The organism is Alkalibacterium putridalgicola (genome assembly GCF_900109825.1).
GTDB classification, from domain to species: domain Bacteria; phylum Bacillota; class Bacilli; order Lactobacillales; family Carnobacteriaceae_A; genus Alkalibacterium; species Alkalibacterium putridalgicola.
Genome location: NZ_FOBL01000018.1, coordinates 1 through 24047 on the forward strand (window position 1 = coordinate 1; position 24047 = coordinate 24047).

20 protein-coding genes are annotated in these 24047 nt (G+C 44.2%); 19 read left to right on the forward strand and 1 reads right to left on the reverse strand.

All coding sequences use genetic code 11. The annotated features are described in order from the left end of the window. Positions 1-358 precede the first annotated feature (358 nt). The 15 genes from pcrA (at position 359) to BMX84_RS07105 (ending at position 18813) form a co-directional block, all read left to right on the forward strand. Complete coding sequence (gene pcrA, locus BMX84_RS07035; protein WP_091488415.1) at positions 359-2596, forward strand: DNA helicase PcrA; 2238 nt, start codon at positions 359-361, stop codon at positions 2594-2596. A gap of 19 nt (positions 2597-2615) precedes the next feature. Further along, a complete protein-coding gene (gene ligA, locus BMX84_RS07040) occupies positions 2616-4637 on the forward strand; it encodes an NAD-dependent DNA ligase LigA (RefSeq protein ID WP_091488416.1) in 2022 nt (673 codons plus the stop codon). 22 nt (positions 4638-4659) lie between these two features. Beyond that, positions 4660-5886: a CamS family sex pheromone protein gene (locus BMX84_RS07045; protein WP_091488418.1), complete on the forward strand. Its 1227-nt coding sequence runs from the start codon at positions 4660-4662 to the stop codon at positions 5884-5886. Between the two features lie 38 nt (positions 5887-5924). Beyond that, a complete protein-coding gene (gene gatC / locus BMX84_RS07050; protein WP_091488419.1) occupies positions 5925-6230 on the forward strand; it encodes an Asp-tRNA(Asn)/Glu-tRNA(Gln) amidotransferase subunit GatC in 306 nt (101 codons plus the stop codon). Then, complete coding sequence (gene gatA / locus BMX84_RS07055; RefSeq protein WP_091488421.1) at positions 6230-7696, forward strand: Asp-tRNA(Asn)/Glu-tRNA(Gln) amidotransferase subunit GatA; 1467 nt, start codon at positions 6230-6232, stop codon at positions 7694-7696. The genes gatC and gatA overlap by 1 nt, the downstream gene beginning before the upstream one ends. Before the next feature lie 3 nt (positions 7697-7699). Continuing rightward, positions 7700-9133, forward strand: coding sequence for an Asp-tRNA(Asn)/Glu-tRNA(Gln) amidotransferase subunit GatB (gatB, locus tag BMX84_RS07060; protein ID WP_091488423.1), 1434 nt, complete (start codon positions 7700-7702; stop codon positions 9131-9133). A gap of 31 nt (positions 9134-9164) precedes the next feature. Continuing rightward, positions 9165-10181, forward strand: coding sequence for a diacylglycerol kinase family lipid kinase (locus BMX84_RS07065; protein ID WP_091488424.1), 1017 nt, complete (start codon positions 9165-9167; stop codon positions 10179-10181). 102 nt (positions 10182-10283) lie between these two features. Beyond that, a complete protein-coding gene (gene rlmD / locus BMX84_RS07070) occupies positions 10284-11666 on the forward strand; it encodes a 23S rRNA (uracil(1939)-C(5))-methyltransferase RlmD (protein ID WP_091488426.1) in 1383 nt (460 codons plus the stop codon). A 582-nt stretch (positions 11667-12248) separates the two neighbouring features. Continuing rightward, positions 12249-12680, forward strand: a complete 432-nt coding sequence (locus tag BMX84_RS07075; protein WP_091488428.1) for a YkvA family protein — start codon at positions 12249-12251, stop codon at positions 12678-12680. 57 nt (positions 12681-12737) lie between these two features. Further along, positions 12738-13181 carry a hypothetical protein gene (locus BMX84_RS07080; protein ID WP_091488429.1) on the forward strand — a complete coding sequence of 148 codons (444 nt, stop codon included), beginning with the start codon at positions 12738-12740 and terminating at the stop codon, positions 13179-13181. A 180-nt stretch (positions 13182-13361) separates the two neighbouring features. Beyond that, positions 13362-13673 (forward strand): DegV family protein, encoded by a 312-nt coding sequence (locus BMX84_RS07085; protein WP_091488431.1) that lies wholly within the window; start codon positions 13362-13364, stop codon positions 13671-13673. 183 nt (positions 13674-13856) lie between these two features. Beyond that, positions 13857-14540 carry a CPBP family intramembrane glutamic endopeptidase gene (locus BMX84_RS07090; protein WP_218142349.1) on the forward strand — a complete coding sequence of 228 codons (684 nt, stop codon included), beginning with the start codon at positions 13857-13859 and terminating at the stop codon, positions 14538-14540. Positions 14541-15066: 526 nt separating this feature from the next. Beyond that, positions 15067-15927, forward strand: a complete 861-nt coding sequence (locus tag BMX84_RS07095) for a DegV family protein (RefSeq protein WP_091488433.1) — start codon at positions 15067-15069, stop codon at positions 15925-15927. 68 nt (positions 15928-15995) lie between these two features. Next, a complete protein-coding gene (locus BMX84_RS07100; RefSeq protein WP_091488435.1) occupies positions 15996-17528 on the forward strand; it encodes a carboxylesterase/lipase family protein in 1533 nt (510 codons plus the stop codon). A 136-nt stretch (positions 17529-17664) separates the two neighbouring features. Further along, a complete protein-coding gene (locus BMX84_RS07105; protein WP_091488437.1) occupies positions 17665-18813 on the forward strand; it encodes a PQQ-dependent sugar dehydrogenase in 1149 nt (382 codons plus the stop codon). A gap of 88 nt (positions 18814-18901) precedes the next feature. Here BMX84_RS07105 and BMX84_RS07110 read toward each other — a convergent pair whose 3' ends face one another. Then, a complete protein-coding gene (locus BMX84_RS07110) occupies positions 18902-20917 on the reverse strand; it encodes a right-handed parallel beta-helix repeat-containing protein (protein WP_091488438.1) in 2016 nt (671 codons plus the stop codon). 353 nt (positions 20918-21270) lie between these two features. Here BMX84_RS07110 and BMX84_RS07115 point away from each other — a divergent pair, with 353 nt between their 5' ends. The 4 genes from BMX84_RS07115 (at position 21271) to BMX84_RS07130 (ending at position 23965) form a co-directional block, all read left to right on the forward strand. Continuing rightward, a complete protein-coding gene (locus tag BMX84_RS07115; RefSeq protein WP_091488440.1) occupies positions 21271-21954 on the forward strand; it encodes a CPBP family intramembrane glutamic endopeptidase in 684 nt (227 codons plus the stop codon). A 28-nt stretch (positions 21955-21982) separates the two neighbouring features. Next, positions 21983-22351, forward strand: a complete 369-nt coding sequence (locus tag BMX84_RS07120) for a hypothetical protein (protein ID WP_091488441.1) — start codon at positions 21983-21985, stop codon at positions 22349-22351. A 96-nt stretch (positions 22352-22447) separates the two neighbouring features. Further along, positions 22448-23014 (forward strand): methyltransferase family protein, encoded by a 567-nt coding sequence (locus tag BMX84_RS07125; protein WP_091488443.1) that lies wholly within the window; start codon positions 22448-22450, stop codon positions 23012-23014. 120 nt (positions 23015-23134) lie between these two features. Continuing rightward, entirely contained in the window at positions 23135-23965 is an 831-nt protein-coding gene (locus tag BMX84_RS07130) for an exodeoxyribonuclease III (protein ID WP_091488444.1), read from the forward strand. The last annotated feature ends 82 nt before the right edge of the window (positions 23966-24047 follow it).

The following is a 24047-nucleotide window of genomic DNA, read 5'->3' on the forward strand; positions in this document are numbered from 1 at the left end:
ATGGAGGATATGAGTGAACAGTATGAGCAAAGAAATGTCGTACTCGAGAGGCACTGAATGTCTGAGTGAACACTTTTGATGTTGAGATGTCGTTCTCGAGAGGCACTGAGTATCTGAGTGAACATTTTTGAGGGTGAGATGTCGTGCTCGGGAGTCTGCGAATGTTCGAGGGAACATTTTTACATCAAGTATGCTTTTGGACCGACATGAAACCCTGCACTTTTGAAAATAATCAAGGAAATCATAGAAGCATATGACTCAATCAAGCGGTGCATAATCTCTGACAAGATGTATGGAAAGAAGGCGTCAGTTTCTGTTATAATAAAACAATGTATGAACACCTGAAAGGATGAAAAAAGTGGTACTGCGAGAAGATATTTTACAGGGGATGAACCCCAGGCAGAGAGAGGCTGTTGCTCACACCGAAGGGCCGTTACTGATCATGGCCGGAGCCGGCTCAGGCAAAACGCGTGTGCTGACACACAGGATCTCTTATCTGATACAAGAAAAAGGCGTGAATCCATGGAACATATTGGCGATCACCTTTACCAACAAAGCCGCTTCAGAAATGAAAAGTCGAGTGGCTTCACTTGTGACAGATGGCGGACTGGATGTTTGGGTCTCGACCTTTCACTCCATGTGCGTGCGGATTTTAAGAAGAGAGATCGACCACATCGGATACAGTTCGAGTTTTACGATCGCTGATCCCGGTGAACAGCTGACCTTGATCAAAAAAATACTTAAACGACTGAATATCGATCCGAAAAAATACAACCCGAGAGCGATCCTTTCGGAAATCAGTAATGCAAAAAACAACCTTCAAAATGAGAAAGAATATCGCGTGGAAGCGACGGATTACTTCGGTAAGATCGTAGCGGACTGCTATGATCACTACCAGCGTGAGCTGAGACAGGCGGAAACGCTGGACTTTGATGACCTGATCATGCTGACGGTTCGTCTGTTCGAAGAACACAAAGATGTCCTGCAGTACTATCAGACAAAATTCCAGTATATCCACGTGGATGAATATCAGGATACCAACCATGCCCAGTATAAACTTGTCAACCTTCTGGCTGAACGGTTTAGAAATATCTGTGTCGTGGGTGACGCTGACCAGAGTATCTACGGCTGGCGCGGGGCTGATATGGAAAACATCCTGAACTTTGAACGGGATTACAAGGATGCGAAAGTCGTTTTACTGGAGCAGAATTACCGTTCTACGAAAAATATCCTGAAAGCGGCCAATGATGTCATCTCGCATAACTCCAAACGAAAAGATAAAAGCCTATGGACGGATAAAGACGGTGGCGAATCCATCACCTACTATCGTGCAGGCAATGAACACGAAGAAGCGCGCTATGTCATTCAGCATATCCAGCAGGAACTGGAAAAAAATTCGAATCGGGAATACGGCGATTTCGCCGTATTATACCGGACCAATGCCCAGTCCCGTGTAATGGAAGAAACGCTGATCAAGACAAACATCCCTTACCGTATGGTCGGCGGACATAAGTTCTACGATCGTAAAGAGATCAAGGATGTCCTGGCGTATCTCACACTCATCGCCAATCCTAAAGACAATCTCAGTTTTGCGCGAGTTGTCAATGAGCCTAAACGCGGTATCGGAGCGAGCACAGTCGAAAAGCTGGCGCTGGCAGCAGAAGAAATGGGCTGGAGTTTGTATGAAGCGGCGCTGAATGCAAACAGCATCAACTTGTCAGCACGTGCTGCCAAGAAAGTTGAAGGCTTTGCTCTGATGATCCAGGATTTCCGAAAAATGGCAGAGTTTTTGAGCATCACAGAGCTGACCGAAGAAGTACTGAACAAGTCGGAATACCTGCCGACCCTAAAAAAAGAACGCACACTTGAGGCAGAAACGCGTGTCGAAAATATCGAGGAATTCCTCACAGTAACGAATCAGTTCGATAAAGAGGAACAGGAAGATGACAGTCTGATCGCTTTCCTGACTGACTTGTCACTCATTTCGGACATCGACAAGCTGGAAGAAGAACCGACGAGCGAGATCACACTGATGACTTTGCATGCCGCCAAAGGTCTGGAGTTCCCGATCGTTTTCCTTATCGGGATGGAAGAGGGACTTTTCCCGCTCTCCCGTGCTGAAATGGAAGAAGAAGAAATGGAAGAAGAAAGACGTCTGGCCTATGTTGGGATCACGCGGGCCGAAGAGAAACTGTACCTGACCAACGCCATGTCCCGTGCCCTGTATGGCCGTGTCCAGTCTAATCGTCCTTCCCGTTTCCTGGAAGAAATGGATGATGACGTTCTGGATGTCGAGGAATCGAATTCACTAAAACCCTTCTCAAGCGGGATGTATAAAGGCTTTGGGAGCAGTTCAAATGACCCATTTGATAAAAAGACGAAGAAAAGAAAAAATTATGTCTCGCATGCCACAGGAAACAGCGGTGCTGAAAAATTGGAGTGGCAAGTGGGAGAAAAAGTTAAGCATAAGGTTTGGGATGTCGGGACAGTCGTGAAAGTCAGTGGCGAAGGCGACGACCTGCAGCTGGATATCGCCTTCCCCGGCATAGGCATCAAACCCTTACTGGCAAGTTTTGCACCGATTGAAAAAATCTAAGTGTAGAAAGGATAATCCAATGGCTGAAGAAATAAGTTTTGATCAGGCGAGAGAACGGATAGATGAACTGAAAGTACTGCTGGATAAGTACAGTCATGAGTATTATGTGCTGGATCAGCCTACTATCCCGGATGAAGAATATGATCAATTGTATAGAGAATTAGTTGAATTGGAAGAAAAATATCCGACACTGGTTCAGAATGATTCACCGACGCAGCGTGTGGGTGGATCGTTACTGGAAGGTTTTGAAAAGGTCCAGCACGACATACCGATGCTGAGTCTGGACAATGCCTTCTCGAAAGAGGAACTGCAGGATTTCGACCGGAAAGTCTCTCAGATACTGGAAGACCAGCCGTATACCTACCACTGTGAACTGAAGATGGACGGGCTGGCTGTGTCTCTCAAATATGAGAACGGTAAATTCAAGCAGGCGGTCACCCGGGGGAATGGCTCTGAAGGCGAGAATGTAACGGCAAACGTGAAAACGATCCGTTCCATTCCATTATCGTTAAAAGAACCGCTCACCCTGGAGGCACGCGGTGAGATCTACATGCCTAAGTCATCCTTCATTGCACTGAATCAGCAGCGTGAAGAACAGGGAGAAGCCGTGTTTGCCAATCCGAGGAATGCTGCAGCCGGAACGATAAGAAATTTAGATCCTAAAGTCACAGCTTCGAGAAACCTCAGTGTTTTCTTATATTCACTCGCCCAGCTGGACGGGAAAGAAGTGCAGAGTCAGTCAGAAGCCTTGGCACTCCTTGATGATCTGGGGCTGAAAACCAATCCCGAACGGCGTGTCTTTGAATCGATCGACGAGGTTTGGGACTTTGTCGAAGAATATCAGGAGAAGAGAACAGAGCTGCCTTATGAAATCGACGGGATCGTTATTAAAGTGAATGAACTGGATAATCAGGAAAAAGCCGGATTCACAGTCAAGGCACCGAGATGGGCGATCGCTTATAAATTCCCGGCAGAAGAAGCAGAGACCCTGCTGAAAACGATCGAATGGTCAGTCGGGCGTACTGGGGTCGTTACCCCAACGGCTATCATGGATCCTGTTCAGCTTGCCGGTACGACGGTCCAGCGTGCGAGTCTGCACAATGTGGACCTCATGAAGGAAAAAGATATCCGGCTGGGGGACACCGTCGTCGTACGTAAAGCAGGGGACATCATTCCTGAAGTAGTCAAGGTCAATAAGGACAAGCGACCGGAAGACAGTGAGCCTTATGACTATCCGACCCACTGCCCGGCATGTGACAGCGAACTGATGCATCTGGAAGACGAAGTCGCTTTGAGATGTATGAACCCCAGCTGTTCCGCTCAGGCCAAAGAGAAGCTGACTCATTTTGTTTCCCGAAATGCCATGAATATCGAAGGGCTAGGCGAGCGCATCGTGGAACAGATGTACGATGAATCGCTTGTCAAAGATCCGGCAGATCTTTATTACCTGGAAAAAGGCAAGTTACTGACATTGGACAAAATCGCCGATAAGTCAGCAGACAATTTACTTAAAGCAATCGAAGACTCAAAAGAAAATTCACTGGAACGGTTGATCTTCGGTTTAGGCATTCGCCACGTTGGTGCGAAAGCGGCGCGTCTTCTAGCTGAAGAGTTCATTACGATGGCCCAGTTGAGGCAGGCCTCTAAAGAAGCGATCGAGGCCATCGAAGGACTGGGTGAAACGATCGCGGAAAGTATCCATGCCTTTTTCGAACTGGAAGAAGTGGATAAGCTGCTTCAGAAACTGAAAAAAGCCGATGTGAACATGGAATATAAAGGCAAACGTAAAGAAGAAATCGAACGATTGTCTACCTTCTTTACCGATAAGACACTAGTTATTACAGGGAAACTTGAACAGTTTACGCGTAATGAACTGAAAGAAAAATTGACCGATCTTGGTGCCAAGGTCACAGGAAGCGTGTCAAAGAATACGGACTTCCTGATTGCGGGTGAAGAAGCCGGCAGCAAATTGACCAAAGCCCAGGAACTGAATGTGCCTGTATTAACCGAACAGCAAGTCCTTAAGGAGATTGATGAATGATTAGAATAGAGAGTGAGAACGCGTGAAAAAGAAAACAGTTCTCAGTTTAGTAATTGCCCAAGCTTTGTTTTTTGCGGCCTGCAGTGCTTCACCGGACAGTACTGATACCAATGAATCAGGTCAGGAAGAGGATCAGACGCAGGAAACGGTAAATCAGCTGGACGAAGATGAAGTCACAACCATAGAAGAACAGGTAGATGCGGACTATTACAGACCCGTTATTACAGAGGATGGGACGTATGCGCCGAGTCAGAACAGAGGGATCACGCGCAGTCTGAATTCCAGTGTGAATATGCGCATGTTCGAGATCGATCTGATGCGTCACTCACAGACCTACTTCCCGACGGATGACCATTTCTTCCAGGAAGGTCAATACCTTTCTTCCGACCTGGTCAGTAACTGGTTAAGAAGAGAACAGCTTCCTCAAGAAAATGAAAATGCAAAGGAAGGGGAAGAGGCTGAAACAGAAGAGGTAGAAGAAATCGATGAACAGATGCAGGGACTCAATCCACCGGAAAATAACAGTGAGAATTCTGAGGACCGTGTACCGAACGTCTTGAATTCGATACTGGAGCAGAATTTTTATGTTCAGACAGAGAATGGTCTGGAACTGGCCGGAGTGAGTATCGGTCTCGCACTGAACTCGGTCGATTATTATCAGCTCGAACAATTTGGTGCAACGTATGAGCAGGAGATCCCCCGTGAAAAGGTCCTTGAAGAAGGACAACGAATGGGAGAAGAAGTTGCCTCCCGCATAAGAAATATCGAAGGGCTGGAAAATGTCCCGGTCATGATCGGCTTGTATGAACAATCGACACAGGATGATCTGGCTCCCGGTACGTTTATCGCTGAAGGGTTAGTCGAAGAGGGCGAATCCACAGTGTCGGACTGGACCATGATCAATGAAGACCGCATCGTGTTCCCGCTGGAAGGAATGCAGAGTGCGGAAGGCAATAACTTTGCCAACTTCAGATCAGAAGTTGAAGGGTTCTTCCCGAATGTAAGCGGCGTGACCGGTTTGGGGCATTATATCGAAGACCAGCTTATGAATCTGGAAATAACCATCACGACTCAGTTCTACGGCAAAGGGGAGATCATTGCTTTCACACAATTCTTGAATGAAGCAGGGAAAACCTACTTACCGGGTAATGTATCCACTCAAATCAATGTGGAGTCATTGAACGGCATGGAATCTTATCTGAACAGAGAAGCTGATCAGGAAGATTATGAGGTGTATATTTTCAATTAACAACAAGGATCAATTAAACAGACGAGAGGAATGATCACATGGCTATAAACGAAGAAACAGTCAAGCAGGTCGCCAAGCTGGCTAAACTTGAAATAGAAGAAGAATCTATCCATGCTTTCACAAAAGAGATCGATCAAATCGTAGATATGGTTGAACAGCTGGAAGAATTGGACACAGAAGGTGTAGAAGGCACCTATCACGGACTGCCGCAAAAGAACGTCTGGAGAGAAGACAAGGTTCAAAAAGGAACGGACAGAGAAGAACTGTTCAAAAATGTCAAAACAAGAAAAGATGGCTATATCGAAGTTCCTGCCATGTTTGATAATGGGGGGAGTGAAGCGTAATGAACTTTTTGGATTATACTTTAGAAGATTTACACGAAAAATTGGTGAACAAGGAGTTCACAGCCGTCGAATTGATGGAATCTGTCTATGAGAACATTGAAGAGACGGATGAGAAGGTCGGAGCGTTTCTGACGTTGAACAAAGAAGACGCACTGGCAGCCGCACGAGAAGCGGATGAGAAAGGCATCGACCCTGACAATGTCCTGAGCGGATTACCTGTGGGGATCAAGGATAACATTTCTACGAAGGGTGTCAGAACAACGGCAGCTTCTAAAATGCTGGAAGATTTCGTTCCGGTATATGATGCTACAGTCGTGGAAAAACTGAAGCAGGCAGGGATGATTTCTGTCGGCAAACTGAACATGGATGAATTTGCCATGGGCGGATCGACAGAAAATTCTGCCTTAAAAATCACACGAAACCCTTGGGACCTGTCAAAAGTTCCCGGAGGCTCGTCAGGTGGCTCGGCAGCAGCCGTTGCAGCCGGTCAGGTTCCGGTCTCACTTGGTTCAGATACAGGCGGATCGATCAGACAACCCGCATCCTTCACCGGTCTTGTAGGCATGAAACCCACTTACGGCCGTGTTTCCCGTTTTGGTCTGATCGCCTTTGGCTCAAGCTTGGACCAGATCGGACCGTTCACGCGTACAGTTAAAGACAATGCACTGGTACTTAACGCGATCAGCGGTACGGACGATAGAGACGGTACCTCTTACCGCGGGGAAACGCCTGACTTTACTGAAGGAATCGATAAAGGGGTCAAAGGCCTGCGTATCGGTGTGCCGAAAGAATACTTCCATGAAGATGCAAAAGAAACAGAAATCGTGGAATCCGTACGTAAAGCCCTTGACATGTATAAAAAGATGGGTGCTGAGATCGTAGAAGTCAGCCTGCCGCATTCCAAATACGGTATTCCGGCTTACTACATCATCGCCTCTTCAGAAGCATCCAGTAACTTGCAGCGTTTTGACGGCATCCGTTATGGCTACCGTTCAGAAAACATTGGTTCTCTAGAAGATATTTATGTCAAATCCCGTTCAGAAGGCTTTGGCTTGGAAGTGAAACGCCGTATCATGCTTGGAACGTTCTCATTAAGTTCCGGTTTCTATGATGCCCACTTCAAAAAAGCGGCTCAGGCTCGAACGCTGATCAGACAGGACTTTGAAAAAGCCTTTGAAGATGTGGATGTATTAGTTGCACCGACAACGACATCGACAGCGTTTGAGATCGGTGGAAAAATCGATGATCCCCTGGCTATGTATATGGCAGACGTATTAACTGTTCCAGTCAATCTGGCAGGCGTCCCGTCACTGTCCATTCCATGTGGTTTCTCTGAAGACTTGCCGGTCGGCATGCAGATCATCGGTAAGCATTTCGATGAACAGACGATCTACAGAGCCGCTTATGCTTATGAACAAGCGACAGATCACCTTGAGAAAAAACCATCATTCAAAGGAGGAGAATAAGCGATGAATTTAGAACCAGTTATTGGGTTAGAAGTGCATGTGGAATTAAAAACCGATTCTAAAATGTTCTCCCCATCTCCCGCACATTTTGGTGCCGAACCGAACACGAATACGAATGTGATCGACTGGGGCCATCCAGGCGTTCTGCCGGTCGTGAACAAGCGTGCAATCGAATTCGGCATGAAAGCGGCTTTGACTTTGAACTGCAGCATCGCCAACGACACGAAATTCGACCGTAAAAACTACTTTTATCCGGACAATCCAAAAGCTTATCAGATCTCACAGTTCGACAAGCCAATCGGTTATGACGGCTGGATCGAAATCGACGTCAAAGGCGAAAAGAAAAGAATCCGTATCGAACGTGTTCACTTGGAGGAGGATGCCGGAAAGAACACGCACGGTGATAACGGGTCTTCATACGTTGACTTGAACCGTCAGGGCACCCCGCTGATCGAGATCGTATCTGAAGCGGACATGCGCTCGCCTGAAGAAGCGCAGGCTTATCTGGATACAGTGAAACAGCTGATTCAGTTCACCGGTGTTTCCGATGTTAAGATGCAGGAAGGCTCTATGCGCTGTGACGCCAACATTTCACTGCGCCCAGTCGGTCAGGAAGAGTTTGGAACAAAAACAGAACTTAAGAACCTGAACTCCTTCAATAACGTCAGAAAAGGGCTGGAACACGAAATCAAGCGTCAGGAAAAACTCCTGAATGCCGGCGGAGAGATCCAGCAGGAAACAAGACGATTCGATGAAACAACAGGCGAGACCATTCTTATGCGTGTCAAGGAAGGTTCAAGTGACTACCGTTACTTCCCGGAACCAGACATTCCAAACCTTGAGATCAGTAGCGACTGGATCGAAGACGTGAGAGCTTCGCTTCCTGAAATGCCGAAAGAACGCATGGAAAGATACGTGAAAGACTATAACCTGCCAGAATATGATGCCGGCGTATTGACTGCGACAGTCGAAATGTCCGACTTCTTCCAGGAAACGGTCGACCACGGTGCGGATCCTAAACAGGCTTCAAACTGGCTGATGGGTGAAGTATCAGCTTACTTGAACAGTGAGCATCTGGAACTGCATGAAACAAAACTGACCCCTAAAGCACTGGCTGAAATGATCAACCTGATCGCTGACGGGACGATTTCTTCCAAGATCGCCAAGAAAGTCTTCAAAGAACTCATCACTAAAGGCAGCGATGATGTGAAGGCTTTAGTCGAAGACAAAGGCTGGGTCCAGTTGAGTGATCCTGCTAAACTTCTGCCGATCATATCTGATATCCTTGATCAGAACGAACAGTCTATAGAAGACTATAAAAACGGTAAAGACCGTGCCTTAGGCTTCCTAGTTGGTAACGTGATGAAACAGACAAGAGGAAAAGCGAATCCTGGCGTCGTCAACAAGCTTCTGAAAGAAGAGATGGACAAGCGCTAGGAGAGATTTGAAAAAGGGGGGTGGATGGACGGTGAGAAAACGTGCGCGTTTGATTTACAATCCGACATCCGGTCGTGAAACATTAAAAAGGCAACTGCCTGATATTTTAAATGAATATGAAAAGGCCGGTTATGATACCAGTGCCTTCTGTACCACGCCTGAACCGCTCAGTGCTCAAAAGGAAGCAGACCGCTGTACAAGAGACGGCTTTGACCTTATCGTTGCAGCGGGCGGGGACGGAACGATCAATGAGGTCGTCAACGGCATGTCTCCGCATATTGATCGTCCCAAGCTGGCCATCATACCATCAGGAACGACGAATGACTACGCCAGGGCACTCAAGATCCCGCGCTATGATTTTGTCAAAGCAGCGCAGCTCATCCATAAGAATCAGACTGTACACATGGATATCGGGCGAGTCAAGACGAAGACAGAAGACATGTTCTTTATGAATATCGGAGCAGCCGGCTTCTTGACAGAAGTCACTTATGATGTGCCGCCAAACATGAAATCACTGTTCGGCTCACTTGCTTATTTCGTTAAAGGAGCCGAACTGCTTCCACGTGTCGGTAAAGTCCCAGTCAAAATAACCTATGATGACGGTGTCTATGAGGGCGTCGCCTCACTGATTTTCGTTGCCTTGACGAATTCCGTCGGTGGATTTGAAAAAATCGCTCCGGATAAGATGCTGGGTGACGGAAAATTCACCCTGATCATCGTTAAGACGACAAACTTTGCCGAGATCCTGCGTCTGATAACAATGCTGATGAACGACGGCAGACATACGCAGCATCCCAAAGTACTGTACAAAAAAACGAGTTATGTTAAAGCTGAAACTCAGAACAATCAACAGCTGATGATCAATATCGACGGAGAATACGGCGGCGATGCTCCCGCTGAATTCACCATGTATAAACAGCACCTGGAAATCGTGACAGATCTGGACCGCATGCAGCTGTCTATCAATACACGTGACTTGATGACAGAAGAAAAAGAAGAAGAGTTCAAAAAACGCGTAATGGAGCTGCAAGATAAAGAAGAAGAATAATTAAAGCGCACAGCCTGAAAACTGTGCGCTTTCGTCTTTTACAGGAAACCTGTATACTTTAATTGAGACGTCATCGCAAACAAGCGAAAAAAGGAGAATACCATGAGTAACAGCACAAAGAAATTCAAAGCACCAGTAGATAAAAACGAGACCTATCAGGGAGAGATCGTCGATCTGACACATGAGGGACTAGGCGTCGCCAAAACCGACCACTACCCGCTGTTCATCGAAGGAGCTCTCATTGGAGAAACCATCGAATTCAAAGTCATCAAAGTCGGCAAGTCTTTTGGTGTGGGTAAACTGACAAAAATCATCGACCAGAGTCCAGACCGTGTGGAAGTCAAAGATAAGGCGTATGCACAAACGGGCACGATGCCTTTGCAGCACCTGAACTATAAAGGCCAGCTGGCATTTAAAAAAAGCCAAGTGGAAAACGTCATGCATAAGATCGCTAAATTGCCGGATGTCCCGGTCTTCGATGTCATCGGCATGGAAAATCCTTTCGGCTACCGCAACAAAGCTCAGATCCCTGTAAGAAAAGTCAAAGGCAAGCTGGAGACAGGAGTCTACAGAAAGAACAGCCATGACCTGATCCCGATGGAAGACTTCAAGATCCAGGATCCTGAGATTGACAAGGCGATCGTGACGGTCCGCGACATCATGCGTACCTATAACGTGAAGCCGTACAATGAAAAAGACAACACTGGGAATCTCCGTCATATCCTTGTCCGCCGCGGCTATCATACAGGCGAGATGATGATCGTTCTGGTGACGCGTACACCGAAGCTGTTCCCTGTGAGCAAAATCGTTCCGGATATCCTGGAAGAGCTGCCTAATGTAGTCAGTATCGTTCAGAACGTGAACCCGAAGAAAACGAACGTCATCCTGGGGCAGGAAGTTATCGTCTTGCACGGCGAAGATAAGTATCACGACAAACTGCTGGATCACACCTTTGAGATCTCTCACCGTTCATTCTTTCAGGTCAATACGGCCCAGGCAGAAGTGCTTTACAGCAAAGTCATCGAGTTTGCTGAACTGACGGGAGAAGAAACCGTCATCGATGCCTACAGCGGTATCGGCACGATCACCCTGGCCCTCGCTGAAAATGCCAAGGAAGTCTATGGCATCGAAGTGATCGAACCGGCTGTCGAAGACGCCAAGCGCAATGCGAAGCTCAACGGTGTCGAGAACGTCACCTATCAAGTCGGCGCAGCCGAAGACGTGATGCTGGAATGGAGCAAGGAAGGCCGTTCTGCCGACTTACTAGTCGTCGATCCGCCAAGAAAAGGACTCGATGAACAGTTTATCGACTCCGTCTTAGAAATGAAGCCTAAGAAAATGATTTACGTCAGCTGCAACCCGGCCACACTGGCCCGTGACCTGGCCCTGCTCGTTGAAGGTGGCTATACCGCTCAGAAAGTACAGCCTGTGGATATGTTCCCGCAGACGAGTCATATTGAAAGTGTCACCCTTTTAACGAGATAATCAATATTAAGTATAAAATGACTGATCAAACCAGAGTAGTTTATTCTATTCTGGTTTTTTTGTGCACCATTAAGTTCATTGTTTACATTTCTTATTTTTGTTGCTCAGACTATGAAATGAAGTAATGAAAACTTAAAGATGGTCTTTGAATAGAGTCCGTCCTACGTTTAAAGATTGTTAAGTATGAAATATTCATATACTATATTGTCTTTAATTGATATTAGTCTATAGTGGAATATTCGGCTTCGCTAAAAAAATGGGTAGTGTGTGCCCATATTAAATTTTAGTGCAAAATTAAGGTATTTCGAATTCATTTCCAGAGCTGTATTTTAGTAGAGTATTATATAGGTATTTGTGATAAACTTAACAGTAAGTAGAGACAAATCTGATTTACAGATGTTTATGGCAAAATAAAAATACAACTGCTGTAAACCGATCATACAGGTACAATATTCAAAGACTTTCTTATCCTTGAATTATTACTTTGATATCACTCTTGAAGTGGCAGGAGAAGACGAAGGCCAGAGCGGGTGGAGCATATAAAAGGATTGCACAATACTAAAATGGAAAAGAGGAATTAATATGGAAAATCAAGAGATAGAAAAAAACATTGAAGAATTAAAAAAAGGTGAAAAAGTAAAAGAATTCTTATATAGAAATAAGGCAAAAGCCAAAAATCTGTTAGAAGATAAAGAAAAATTGGAACACACTCTAGAAAGTTTAGAGAAAAAGCTCTCAAAAGTCCCTGTTGCAGGTAAGTACTTACAAGATGTCCCTGTCTTTATATCTTTAGTCAGAGCTTATGTCAATAAAGAGTATACGGAAATTCCATTAGGATCTATCATCGCTATCATTAGTGCTCTAATTTATGTATTTAATGGATTTGATTTTATACCTGATCTTGTCCCGGGGGTGGGATTTGTGGATGATGCTGCGGTGATTGCATTCGCTTACAGTATGGTTCACGATGACGTAGAAGAATATAAAGTATGGAGAGAAGCGAATAAGAAGTAAAACACTGTATTAATGATACTTTTCTAAATCTCGTCGAAAAAAAGGAGGATGTTTTATATGAAAAAGACGGTGAAAATAATTAGTCTGGTTGTTCTTGCTCTTATTATATTTGTAGGAGGCTATTTTTCCGGTAGTGTGAATAGTAATGAAGTTTCAAGAGAAATATTAATTGGATATAATGACAATGAAAATCCAAGTCGAGTAAATTTCCCGGTTACTTTTAATGACAGGGAGAATCAGTCTATCATAGATAATATGCTAATGATTTATTTACATAAGGAGAAAACAGAGAACGGCAATATTGAAGCGGAGAACCCAGATATTTATATCAAAGTAAGCAGTCCGAAACAGTCTGTCGGGTTAATCGATTCAAAAGTTTGGTTTTTGAAAAATGGAGCAGTTATTGGTCTGCGAACCGGGGACAGCTGGGACAATGTAGAATATTATGAGATTGATGAAAGTGAAACGGACTATATTAAGGGAATCATAGATTATCAATAAGAATAAACAGGGTCTTATTGATCCATATGAATATGAATACACCACGCGAAATCAGCTCAGAGAAAAATACCGACCGGAGAACAAAGTAAATTTGTATGAGAGGATTTCAAACAGCGACTAAGATATAAGTACAGAAAATGATTATTACACCCGAGGTTCAATCCTCTTGTTTTCACATCTTTGCTAAAGATCCAGCCGTCGATCAAGTTAGAAAATGGCTACCTGGTCCCCGGGGCGAAATACCGTGGATCCTTTGATAACTGCTTAAAAAAGATGGTCACTAATTTTTTCAAAAACTATAACATTGACCCGGATACCGTGCTGATCGTAGGTGCACCCGGTGTAGAAGACAGTCAGAAAGAGATGGTTTTCGTTCTGCTGAGAGAGAACGGCATTCAACATGCTAGATGGGTGGAGGCTGGTGCTGTGATTTCCAGTCACGGGGGACCCGGAGCTATAGGGATCACAGGGATTGAAAAAACACCAGATTAAAATCAAGAATAAGCAAGATGATCTAAAAAGCGTTAGATTCGCCAATCCAATTTTGCTAGGCAGATTACCTTTGTTAAGTAAGCATCAGTTTATACAGGCAGACTATAGGATAGATACTTTTTTACTGAGAATCAAAAAACTAAAGGAGCCTTGAAGATGTTAAGAAAGAAGGAGTTTTAAAATTTGAAAATAAGTAAAAAAAGTATATTTCTCATACTTTCTATAACCCTTTCAGCGATAGGCATGAGTGTGATAGACGGATTTATTCAGCTGCCATATCTGTACAAATCGATCCTGAAAGTTATCCTGTTCCTAGTCGTTCCAATGGGATACTTTCTTCGATATAATGAAGAATATACTCATTTGAAAAAGCTGTTTATTCCTAGAAAGTCAGATATTAAACTTGCAATTATACTGGGGGCTAGTGTATATGCTGTTATCTTGCTTGCCTATATCGTTTTAAGAAATTTTATCGATTTATCATCCATTCGCGAGTCGTTAACTTCAAGTATCGGTGTCAATGTAGATAATTTTTTATATGTTGCCATTTATATCGCTCTGATCAATTCTCTGCTGGAGGAATTTTTCTTTCGAGGTTTCGCCTTTCTGATTTTGAAGGAAAATGCTGGACGACTTTTTGCATATGTTTTCAGCGCTTTACTGTTTGCTTTATACCATGTGGGTATGACAAGTGGATGGTTCTCTTGGAGTATTTATTTAGTGGCGATGTCTGGGCTGTTTGCAGGTGGCTGTATCTTTAATTATTTAAACGAAAAGTCTGAGAATATATATCCATCGTGGCTAGTACATATGTTTGCCAACTTTGCAATCAACACTGTTGGCTTTATCTTATTTGGCTTAATTTGATTCGTGGATTCTACTTGCTCCATATCAAGTCAGAAAGATGAATGAAAATTTATTAGTTTTAAATCAACTGAAGACTGGTTTATTTGTTAGGCTTTTTAATGAGATCGATAGACGTTTAACGATTGTTCGTCATTAAATGGCAAATACTTCTTCTGTCTTTGATTTTGTATTTATTATCATCTCAACACATATTGAGAGTGTCACACTGTTAACGAGGTAGTCACCATCATATTTATCTAAGATACTTTTAAAGCCAGAATAGTTCATTCTATTCTGGTTTTTTATATACTCTGTCAATAATAAAACGTATACATTTCCAAGGGACTAATGTATGATAAGCACGCCAAGATTGGTATAATTGATTCAAGTGTTAATTATAGCTATCTATTACACCTTTTCTTTTAATTAGATAAGGGTGAAATGAAGTGGATCATTAGTAAGAATAACAGAATTTCCAAGTTTGAAAAATGCAAAGACTGATTTTATTAGAAGTATAAGAAACTATCAAATCAACGGAGGGGAAACAATGAATAAGTATATCATCACAACGGAAAGTGGTTCAGATCTGTCTAAAGAAATGATCGAGCGCTATAATGTTAAAGTCATTCCGATGCATGTCACAATGGGGGATGAGACGCATCCTGATGGCAGCTTTGATGTTCAGGATGCTTTTGACTATTATGAAAAGACAGGCACTCTTCCTAAAACTTCGGGGACGTCACCACAGGATAATGCGAAGGTTTTCAGACAGGTATTTGAAGAACACCCAGATGCCCATATCATCCACATCGGCTATTCGGCAGTGACCACGGTGTCTTTCAATGCCGCAAAAATCGCAGCTCAAGATTTTGACAATGTCTACCTTGTCGACTCCAAGCATGTATCTATCGGAGCAGCTGCTGTTGTTAAAGCAACGGCTCAGTTCATAGAAACTCATCCTGATACTGGACCTGAGGCAATCATATCTTTTGTCGAAGGCATCAGAGAACGCACCCAGATGGTATTCATGCCTAAGACACTTCAGTATCTAAAAGCTGGTGGCCGTGTCTCAAGTCTGGCTTTCTACAGTGCAAACTTGCTGAAGATCCAGCCGTCGATCAAGCTGGAAAATGGCTACCTAGTCCCTGGAGATAAATACCGCGGTTCTTTTGACAGCTGCTTGAAAAAAATGATCACTAATTTTTTCAAAAAATATGACATTGATCCAGACACCGTCCTAATGGTCGGTGCGCCGGGTGTCTTAGACAGTCAGAAAGAGATGGTTTTCGATCTACTTAAAGAGAAGGGAATAAATAATGCGAAATGGTTAAAGGCGGGCGCAGTGATTTCCAGCCACGGCGGTCCCGGAGCCATTGGTATTACGGGTATTGAAAAAACACCTGAGTAAAGTGGTTGAGATACAAAAAATAAGACATACTTTTTTACTGAAAATGAAAAGTTTAAGGAGTCTAACATATGCTAAGACAAGTAAAAGTAGAAAACGGGGTTGTTCAAGGCTTGCCTGCGGCAGATCCAAGGGTCACATCCTTTAAAGGCATCCCCTTTGCAGCCCCGCCGGTGGGACAGAACCGCTGGCGCGCACCGCAGCCGGCTATTGACTGGGAAGGGACTTTAAAGGCGTTTGAGTTTGCCCCTATATCCATGCAGGCCACGCCGGGATTGAATAAAGAAGATTTTTATGCCAGAGAATGGCATGTGGATCCGGATATTCCTATGAGCGAAGATAATCTCTACCTTAATGTCTGGACACCGGCGAGCAGCACGGATGAAAAGCTTCCAGTTTATGTGTGGTTTTTTGGTGGCGCTTTTCAAGTCGGTTACACTTCTGAGATGGAGTTTGACGGAGAACGTTTAGCGCGCAGAGGTGCCGTGATCGTTACGGTGAATTACCGGCTGAATTCTTTCGGATTTTTAGCCCATCCTGAGATTACAGCAGAAGCACCAGATGCACCGACCAACTTCGGTTTACTCGACCAGCAGGCGGGTATCCAGTGGGTCAAACGTAACATCGAAGCATTTGGCGGTGATCCTAACAATATAACGATCGGCGGACAGTCGGCAGGTGGAGCCAGCGTCATGCACCAGCTGACCGCACCACAAAATGAAGGGCTATTTAACAAGGCTGTGGTTCACAGTGGAATCTTTGCGCGTGTCTACAGGAGCCAGGGGATACCGGGAAGTGGAAAGACTTTAAATCAAGTGGAAAAGGAAGGGGTCAATTTTTTTGACTTTTTAGGGGTATCTTCTCTTGAAGAAGCACGCAAGTTCGATGGTGAAGTGCTCCGCATAAAAGCTCTGGAGTATGAAGTGTTTTGGGGACCCGTTATAGATAAACAGTTTGTGATGGGGGATGCGTTCAAGCTTTTTCTAGAAAACAAACGCCTGATGGTACCGATGATGCTCGGTCATACATCCTCTGAGTTCTTTAGTAAACCGAATGTATCCAGTCTGGATGAATTTAAAAAAATGGCAGTTAATAAATTCGGTTCGGATGCGGACGAGTTCTTAAAGTTATGCCACTTCGAATCAAATGATTTGGATGAGATCAAAAAGAACGCTTCTGTCAGCACGATCGAATATGCGGTACGTGTCGCCGGAAAGGCCAATTCCGACAAGGAAGCCAACACACCTCTTTACTATTATAATTTTGATCCGGAAATACCGGGTTCGGATAAGCCGGGACCCTTCCACTCTGCTGACTTGTGGTTCTTCTTTGAAACCCTTGCTAAAGGATGGCGGCCCTTTGTAGGCAAGCACTATGATCTGGCGCGTTTGATGAGTAATTATCTGGTCAACTTCATATCCTCCGGCGAGCCGAATGGAAAAGATTCGACCGGGGAAGACATGCCGAAGTGGGAACCCTACACGTATGAGGAACCGTACGGCATGGTCTTTGGTGATGAAGCTGATTTCGCGAGGGAACAGCCTGATGATTTGATGACCTTTCTGGTCGAGCAGTATTTTAAAAATGAACAGGAAAACAGCTAGGTCATACGGTGTCAATCAGCAATACAAGAACACGAGCAGCTTTACTAGATAATATTCCATATTAACTGCACATTTTTTCTAACATAACTGACTTGTTTGAGTACCGGGTAAAACGAAAAGAGAGAGGCGGCTAAGAATGAAGAAGTTCATGATAGTGTGTCTGCTTTCAGTAGCTTTAGTCTCTGGGTGTTCAGATACAGAAGAGCGACCATCCACACCTGATCCGGATATGTCTTCCGATGAACAGGAAAACGGTGGACAGAATGATGAGCAGGACGATCAGGAAAATATTGACGAGGCAGAGCAAGAAGAGCAAGAAATAATCGACGAACCAGAGAGCGTTGCAGAAAATCTCGAGATACCCTGGACGATCGAAAAAGAGGGAGAAACTTTTTTCCTGACAGAGAGGACTGGCTCGATCACACGAGTTGAAGATGGAGAAGCTGAAAGACAAAAAGTGGAGCTGGAACGGGAACTGTCTCTGGTTCCTGAAGCAAGACTTTTAGGATTCGTACTGGATCCAGAGTTCTTGGAAAACGATACAGCATATGCCTATTACACCTACGAAGGCAGCAATGGACCGATGAACCGAATCGTTACTTTACAGTTAGGTGACGGTGTCTGGCAGGAAGAGAATGTCCTATTGGATGAGATCCCAAGTGGAAGAGTGCACCATGGTGGCCGGATGAAGATCGGTCCTGATGATAAGCTCTACGCAACGACCGGTGACGCTTCTGTACCAGAACTGGCACAGGATCTGGATTCGCTGGCAGGTAAAATTTTGCGGATGGAACGTGATGGATCGGTCCCGGCTGACAATCCTTATTCGGACTCCTATGTTTACAGTTATGGTCACCGAAATCCTCAAGGGCTTACGTGGTCATCTGACGGGACACTATATGCAAGTGAGCACGGCAATGATGCAAATGATGAAATCAACCGGATAGAAGCGGGGGAAAATTACGGCTGGCCGATCATTGAAGGCAATGAGGAAGAGGAGGGAATGATCACACCGATTTTCACTTCTGGAGAGGATGAGACCTGGGCCCCTTCTGGAATGGCTTACTATGAAGGAAAACTATATGTTGCAGGATTGAGAGGATCCGCAGTGTATGTCTTTGATATTGAGGCAGAAGAACAGCGAGAAGTGATCTCTGGTTTTGGCCGCATTCGTGATGTAGTTATAGAAGATGAACTGCTTTATTTCATCAGCAACAACACAGATGGTCGCGGAGATCCGGAAGAAAATGACGATCAGCTTTATCGGCGCTCTGTGCCAGAATAAGGTAATAGAAGACCCCGGATAAAGCATAGTCGCTTTTTCCGGGGTCTCCTAAAGTCGTTTACATTAAAATAATAAGTTACTGCAGAAACTAAATTTCAAAGGTTGTGGGACCCTCTAGTGTTAATTCAAACGGTCCGGGTGTAACTGAAGCGTTTGTTCTTTTTGAGCCGTAAAAATCGGTATCCAAGCAATAAGGTGACCTGTCGGGCTGTTCATACTTCATCTCAGCATGATATGTTTCACCGAGTAAATCAGTATCGACGACCAAATCAGTGGTTTCCCGCACCAGCTCAGGCTCCGTATATAGAACGGTTACTTTACCTTCAGCGGTATCTGTTTCTACTGTGACACCTTTCTGTTCGTAAACTTCAGCTTTGGGTTCATGGCTGCTTGGTACTGCATGGTTCAAGTACAGATTCCCATCCATAGCGACAGGTAAGACCGCATTACCTTTAAGAATAGCATCTGCCGCATCTCCAAGCTCTTTAAGCTCTTCTTTGGTGTATTCCCACCATTTCTTGTCTTTTGCGTTAGGGTGCTTATTATAGCCGCCTAGACCGACCGGATGCAGATAACAGATGGCATCGTCCGGAACGCCATCCATCACAGCCTTTTCACCTTCAGCTGTCTCGTCTCTTGGTTTTAGAGGAAGATGCTCAAAAAAAGTGATCGGGACAGGTTCTTGATTGGTATCTTTATCACCAAGGAAGATATTGTTGTAGTATCTGTCATCGCCTCCTGTGATATTCGAGTACCCAGCCATCGCTGTTTCATGAGGGAAGTGGTAAGGCGTCGTACGGCTGATCTCAGATTGAACGACAAACTGACCAGCGAATAAATTATGGACAAAGGCCCCACCTTGAGCCATATCCCTGAAATTCATCGGGGAGAGGAACAGGTTGTGATCGACCAGATACGGACCATGGCACACTTCAACAAATAAGTCCTCGGACAGATTATCAAAGAAGACATTGCGGCTGATGCGTGTGCCCTGTGCCTGCCAGTCGAGCCAGAGACCGCGGTAAGAGGTATAAATCTTGTTGCCGGTAATTTGAGTATCCAGAGCTGCGTGAAGCTTGATTCCGCCGACTTCAGCACCATGTCTCAAGCGCTTGTGATGGATGTTATAGATTGTGTTGTCAGAAATCTGACTGAACGCTGCGCCCATATGTCCCACGATACCCGCCTGCTCGCAATCATGGATGATATTGTTTCGAACGATATGACTGCCGACTGTCTCTTTGTCCCATCCGGAGCGCAGTGCTCTTAAGATGACTTCCTGTTCACGCTGCGTGCCGCCTTTGCTTTGCTTGTCTGCGTGACCTGTATCAATTTCAGTGCCCAAGCTGATCCCGACGTTTTTGGATTCGCTGATGATATTGTTTTCAATGATCCAGCCTTTGCTCCAGTGAGGCCCGATCAATCCTTCCTGGAATTCAGTAGGGGCGGCCCACTGCGGGGAAGCTTGACGAAGCGTAAAGCCACTTACGGTTATATAATTAAGTCCAGGTTTTTCCGGCCAGAAACAATGAGGACGCACATTGATTTCGACATTTTCTTGACGCGGATCTTTTCCGCCGAAATTGGCCCATATTTTAGTTGTCTGAGGACCAACATCGGCATACCATTTAAGTAAAGAATCATCAGAATATTTCGCTTCAGACCATACTTCAGGTTTATGTACGTCATCAACACTGTTGCATTCATATAGAGATTTGCCGTCCAGATACACATCTCCGAGATGAGCATTTAAAGCCCCGTCAAACAGCCAGTCGCCGCTCAACTCGACTTCATAGGGATTGCGGACAGAGAAGAGACTGTTAGGGACTTCTGTGCTCCAGACATCGTCTCCTTCAGTTTGCCAGTCGGTAATGCGTTTAGCCCCTGTGATAATGACTTCTCCGTCACCGGCTGATTTATAGGTTATTCGATTTTCTTCTGTTCCGCCATTGGCCGGATCGACCCATTCCCGGTATTCACCGGCATGGACAGTGACCGTATCACCGGGCATAGCTATTGATGCAGCGCGAGAGAGGGTCTGAAAGGGGTGGTCAGCTGTCCCTTTAGATTGGTCATTCCCTTGTTTGGATACATGATAGTTCATAAAAACACTCCTTTTTCTTATTTAAATAAAAAGCGATAAAAAGGCTTACAAAACTGCCTTTAATTTTTAAGCTGTTTCAGTTTTTTTTTGCTATACGCCAATTACTATTATATAGACATTAGACAGATGATTGCAATTGAGTGAGGATAAGTACTGCATGCTTTCTGAACTGAAATTAAACTGATTTAAAGTTTCTTGTACATTCAATCTGAAGATTGGTATTCTATAAATAAACAAGAGCACATAAAAATGGAGAAAACGTTCGTAGCGAAGCCGTAATGGTACATTATAGGGTGAATCTGGCAGGGGTCGCTCAAATGTCTTACCTTTCGGTGCAAAAGGAGGTAGAACCTATGCAAATAACGAAGAAAAGCTTATTTTTGATCCTTTCTATAACACTTTCAGCACTAACCATGAGTGTGATCGATGGATTTGTACAACTGCCTTATCTGTCTAAATCTATTTTGAAAATAGTTTTGTTCTCAATTGTCCCAATGGCATATTTTTTTAGATATAAGGGGGAGTATCGTCGTTTAAAGAAACTCTTTATACCTAGAAAGTCGGATTTTAAATATGCTTTAATATTGGGTGCGGGCGTATACGCTGTTATCTTGCTTGCGTATATCATTTTAAATGATCATATTGACCTATCAGTGATTCGTGAGTCATTGACTGCTAATATTGGTGTTAACGAACATAATTTTCTCTATGTCGCCATTTATATTACTTTAATCAATTCTTTGCTGGAAGAATTTTTCTTTCGCGGCTTCTCATTTCTGATCTTGAAAGAAAATACTAATCGCCTTTTTGCTTATGTATTCAGTTCGTTATTATTCGCCTTGTACCATGTTGGGATGACAAGTGGATGGTTCCACTGGAGTATTTATTTGATAGCCATGACCGGCTTGTTTGTGGGAGGCTGTATCTTTAATTATTTAAATGAAAAGTCCGAGACTATCTATCCGTCGTGGATCGTACATATGTTTGCAAATCTTTCGATCAACACCATTGGCTTTATTTTATTTGGCCTGATATGACCAGCAAATACTTAAGGAGGAAAATAGGATGAAAACGGATGTGATGGTTCACTGCGGAAATTCACCAAAAATGGAGCGCGTGATCGACTTGACAGTTGCTCTGGCAGCGAAAGATGCAGATTCAGTGAAGTCTATTGTGCGTGAGGATTTTGTATGGAAGACAGTTGGCCAAGAAGCGCTCATTTCGTTTGAGGATCTGTCTCAAAAGTTAGCGAAGAGACCTGACGTAACCGAAATAAAAGTTGAAAATGCACTGAGCCATGGTAAGGGTGCAATGTGCGAAGGAACGCTTAACTTTGAGGATGGAGACGTTCTAAGTTTCTGTAATGTCATTACGTTTTCTAGTACGGCTAAAGATGCCTTGGTCAAAGAAGCGCACACCTATTTTATAAAATAAAAGTTACCTTAAGGGTCGATCTGAAAAATGCTGGACATGTATCAATTTGAAAATCAGTCGTCTGTTAGACGAAAGAACTAAGGAGAGCTGGAATTAATGAGTGGACATTTACTGTTTTGGATAGTCATCGTGATATGGCTTGTGATGGAAAGCTATGTGTTCTTCAGGTTGAATAGAGAAACGTACGATTCAAATAAAGAGAAGAAAAGCAAGCTGATCATCTTGGGGACCATACTTTTTGGTCTGTTCGGCTCTTTGCTAGTCGATCGGTCAGTCCTGGATGTGTTCAATCAGCCGTTTCGAGATATTAGATATTTTGGGATCGTATTGATCCTACTGGGAGTGACTGTGAGATTCACTGCGATCAGACAGTTGGGTGCGTCATTTTCCGTCAATGTAGGGGTGCCTGAAGGAACGAAATTAAAACAGGATGGTCTTTACGGCCTTGTAAGGCATCCTTCCTATCTAGGAGAAATCATTATTTTCATGGGATTGGCCCTTGTCATCCTTCATCCGGTCGGTTCATTTTTCGTTTTTGTTTTTCCGACGGCTGCCTTTTTATATCGGATACATATGGAAGAAAAGGTCTTAACGGCTGCTTTCGGTGAAGAGTACAAGCAGTATCAGCAGCAGACAAAAAAAGTGATCCCTTTTATATATTAAGAATGCAATCAATGCGTTAGCGGGGCTGACGATTATGCGGTCAAAATAATCGTTCTAGCTCGTTTAACGTGTTATGATAGAAAGAGCGGTTTAAGAAAAAGTTATAAAGGAGCAAATATAGTGAGACTGATTTCATGGAATATCGATTCATTAAATGCAACATTAACGAGTGATTCTAATCGAGCGGTCATGTCCAGAGAGGTGATGAATACGATCATCGAGCAGGATCCAGATGTCATCGCGATTCAGGAAACGAAACTGCCTCGAACGGGTCCGACAAAAAAACATGACAAGATCCTTGCCACGCTGTTTCCTGAGTATGAGTATGTCTGGCGTGTATCTGAAGAACCTGCGAGAAAGAGTTATGCAGGGACGATGTTTTTATATAAAAAGAGTTTTAATCCGATCGTGACTTATCCTAAAATCGACGCTCCGGACACAATGGATGTCGAAGGACGTATGATCACACTTGAATTTGACGATTATTTCATCACGCAAGTCTATACACCTAATGCCGGTTCAGGCTTAGTCCGTCTTGAAGAACGTCAGCAGTGGGATGAGAAGTATGCTGAATACTTAGCCAGTCTGGATGCGAAAAAGCCCGTTCTTGCTACAGGAGACTTCAATGTCGCCCATAAAGAAATCGACATTGCTCATCCGGATAGAAATCGTCGTTCAGCTGGATTTACTGATGAAGAGCGTGCAGGATTTACGAAGTTATTAAGCAAAGGCTTCACGGATACTTTCCGACATGTCCACGGTGATGTTACTGGGCAGTATTCATGGTGGAATCAGCGTGCCAAAACCAGCAAAGTCAATAACTCCGGCTGGCGGATCGACTACTGGCTGGTGAGTGACAGACTGGCTGATAAGGTGAAGAATTCAGAGATGCTGGATTCAGGTGAACGACAAGACCACACACCTTTGATGCTGGATATAGATTTAGATTAGAGTCATCAATTTATCAGTAAGCTCCACTCTTATAAGCAGAAGCTTTGGGGTGGAGCTGTTTTGTTTAAAAGACTGGACTCTT

Bases quoted from the DNA above. Each gene is read 5' to 3' on its own strand.
- BMX84_RS07080 (WP_091488429.1), top strand. From the start codon at position 12,738: ATGAAAAAGACGGTGAAAATAATTAGTCTGGTTGTTCTTGCTCTTATT.
- BMX84_RS07075 (WP_091488428.1), top strand. From the start codon at position 12,249: ATGGAAAATCAAGAGATAGAAAAAAACATTGAAGAATTAAAAAAAGGT.
- gatC (WP_091488419.1), top strand. From the start codon at position 5,925: ATGGCTATAAACGAAGAAACAGTCAAGCAGGTCGCCAAGCTGGCTAAA.
- rlmD (WP_091488426.1), top strand. From the start codon at position 10,284: ATGAGTAACAGCACAAAGAAATTCAAAGCACCAGTAGATAAAAACGAG.
- BMX84_RS07095 (WP_091488433.1), top strand. From the start codon at position 15,067: ATGAATAAGTATATCATCACAACGGAAAGTGGTTCAGATCTGTCTAAA.
- BMX84_RS07115 (WP_091488440.1), top strand. From the start codon at position 21,271: ATGCAAATAACGAAGAAAAGCTTATTTTTGATCCTTTCTATAACACTT.
- BMX84_RS07125 (WP_091488443.1), top strand. From the start codon at position 22,448: ATGAGTGGACATTTACTGTTTTGGATAGTCATCGTGATATGGCTTGTG.
- gatB (WP_091488423.1), top strand. From the start codon at position 7,700: ATGAATTTAGAACCAGTTATTGGGTTAGAAGTGCATGTGGAATTAAAA.
- BMX84_RS07100 (WP_091488435.1), top strand. From the start codon at position 15,996: ATGCTAAGACAAGTAAAAGTAGAAAACGGGGTTGTTCAAGGCTTGCCT.
- BMX84_RS07120 (WP_091488441.1), top strand. From the start codon at position 21,983: ATGAAAACGGATGTGATGGTTCACTGCGGAAATTCACCAAAAATGGAG.
- BMX84_RS07110 (WP_091488438.1), bottom strand. From the start codon at position 20,917: ATGAACTATCATGTATCCAAACAAGGGAATGACCAATCTAAAGGGACA.
- gatA (WP_091488421.1), top strand. From the start codon at position 6,230: ATGAACTTTTTGGATTATACTTTAGAAGATTTACACGAAAAATTGGTG.
- ligA (WP_091488416.1), top strand. From the start codon at position 2,616: ATGGCTGAAGAAATAAGTTTTGATCAGGCGAGAGAACGGATAGATGAA.
- BMX84_RS07105 (WP_091488437.1), top strand. From the start codon at position 17,665: ATGAAGAAGTTCATGATAGTGTGTCTGCTTTCAGTAGCTTTAGTCTCT.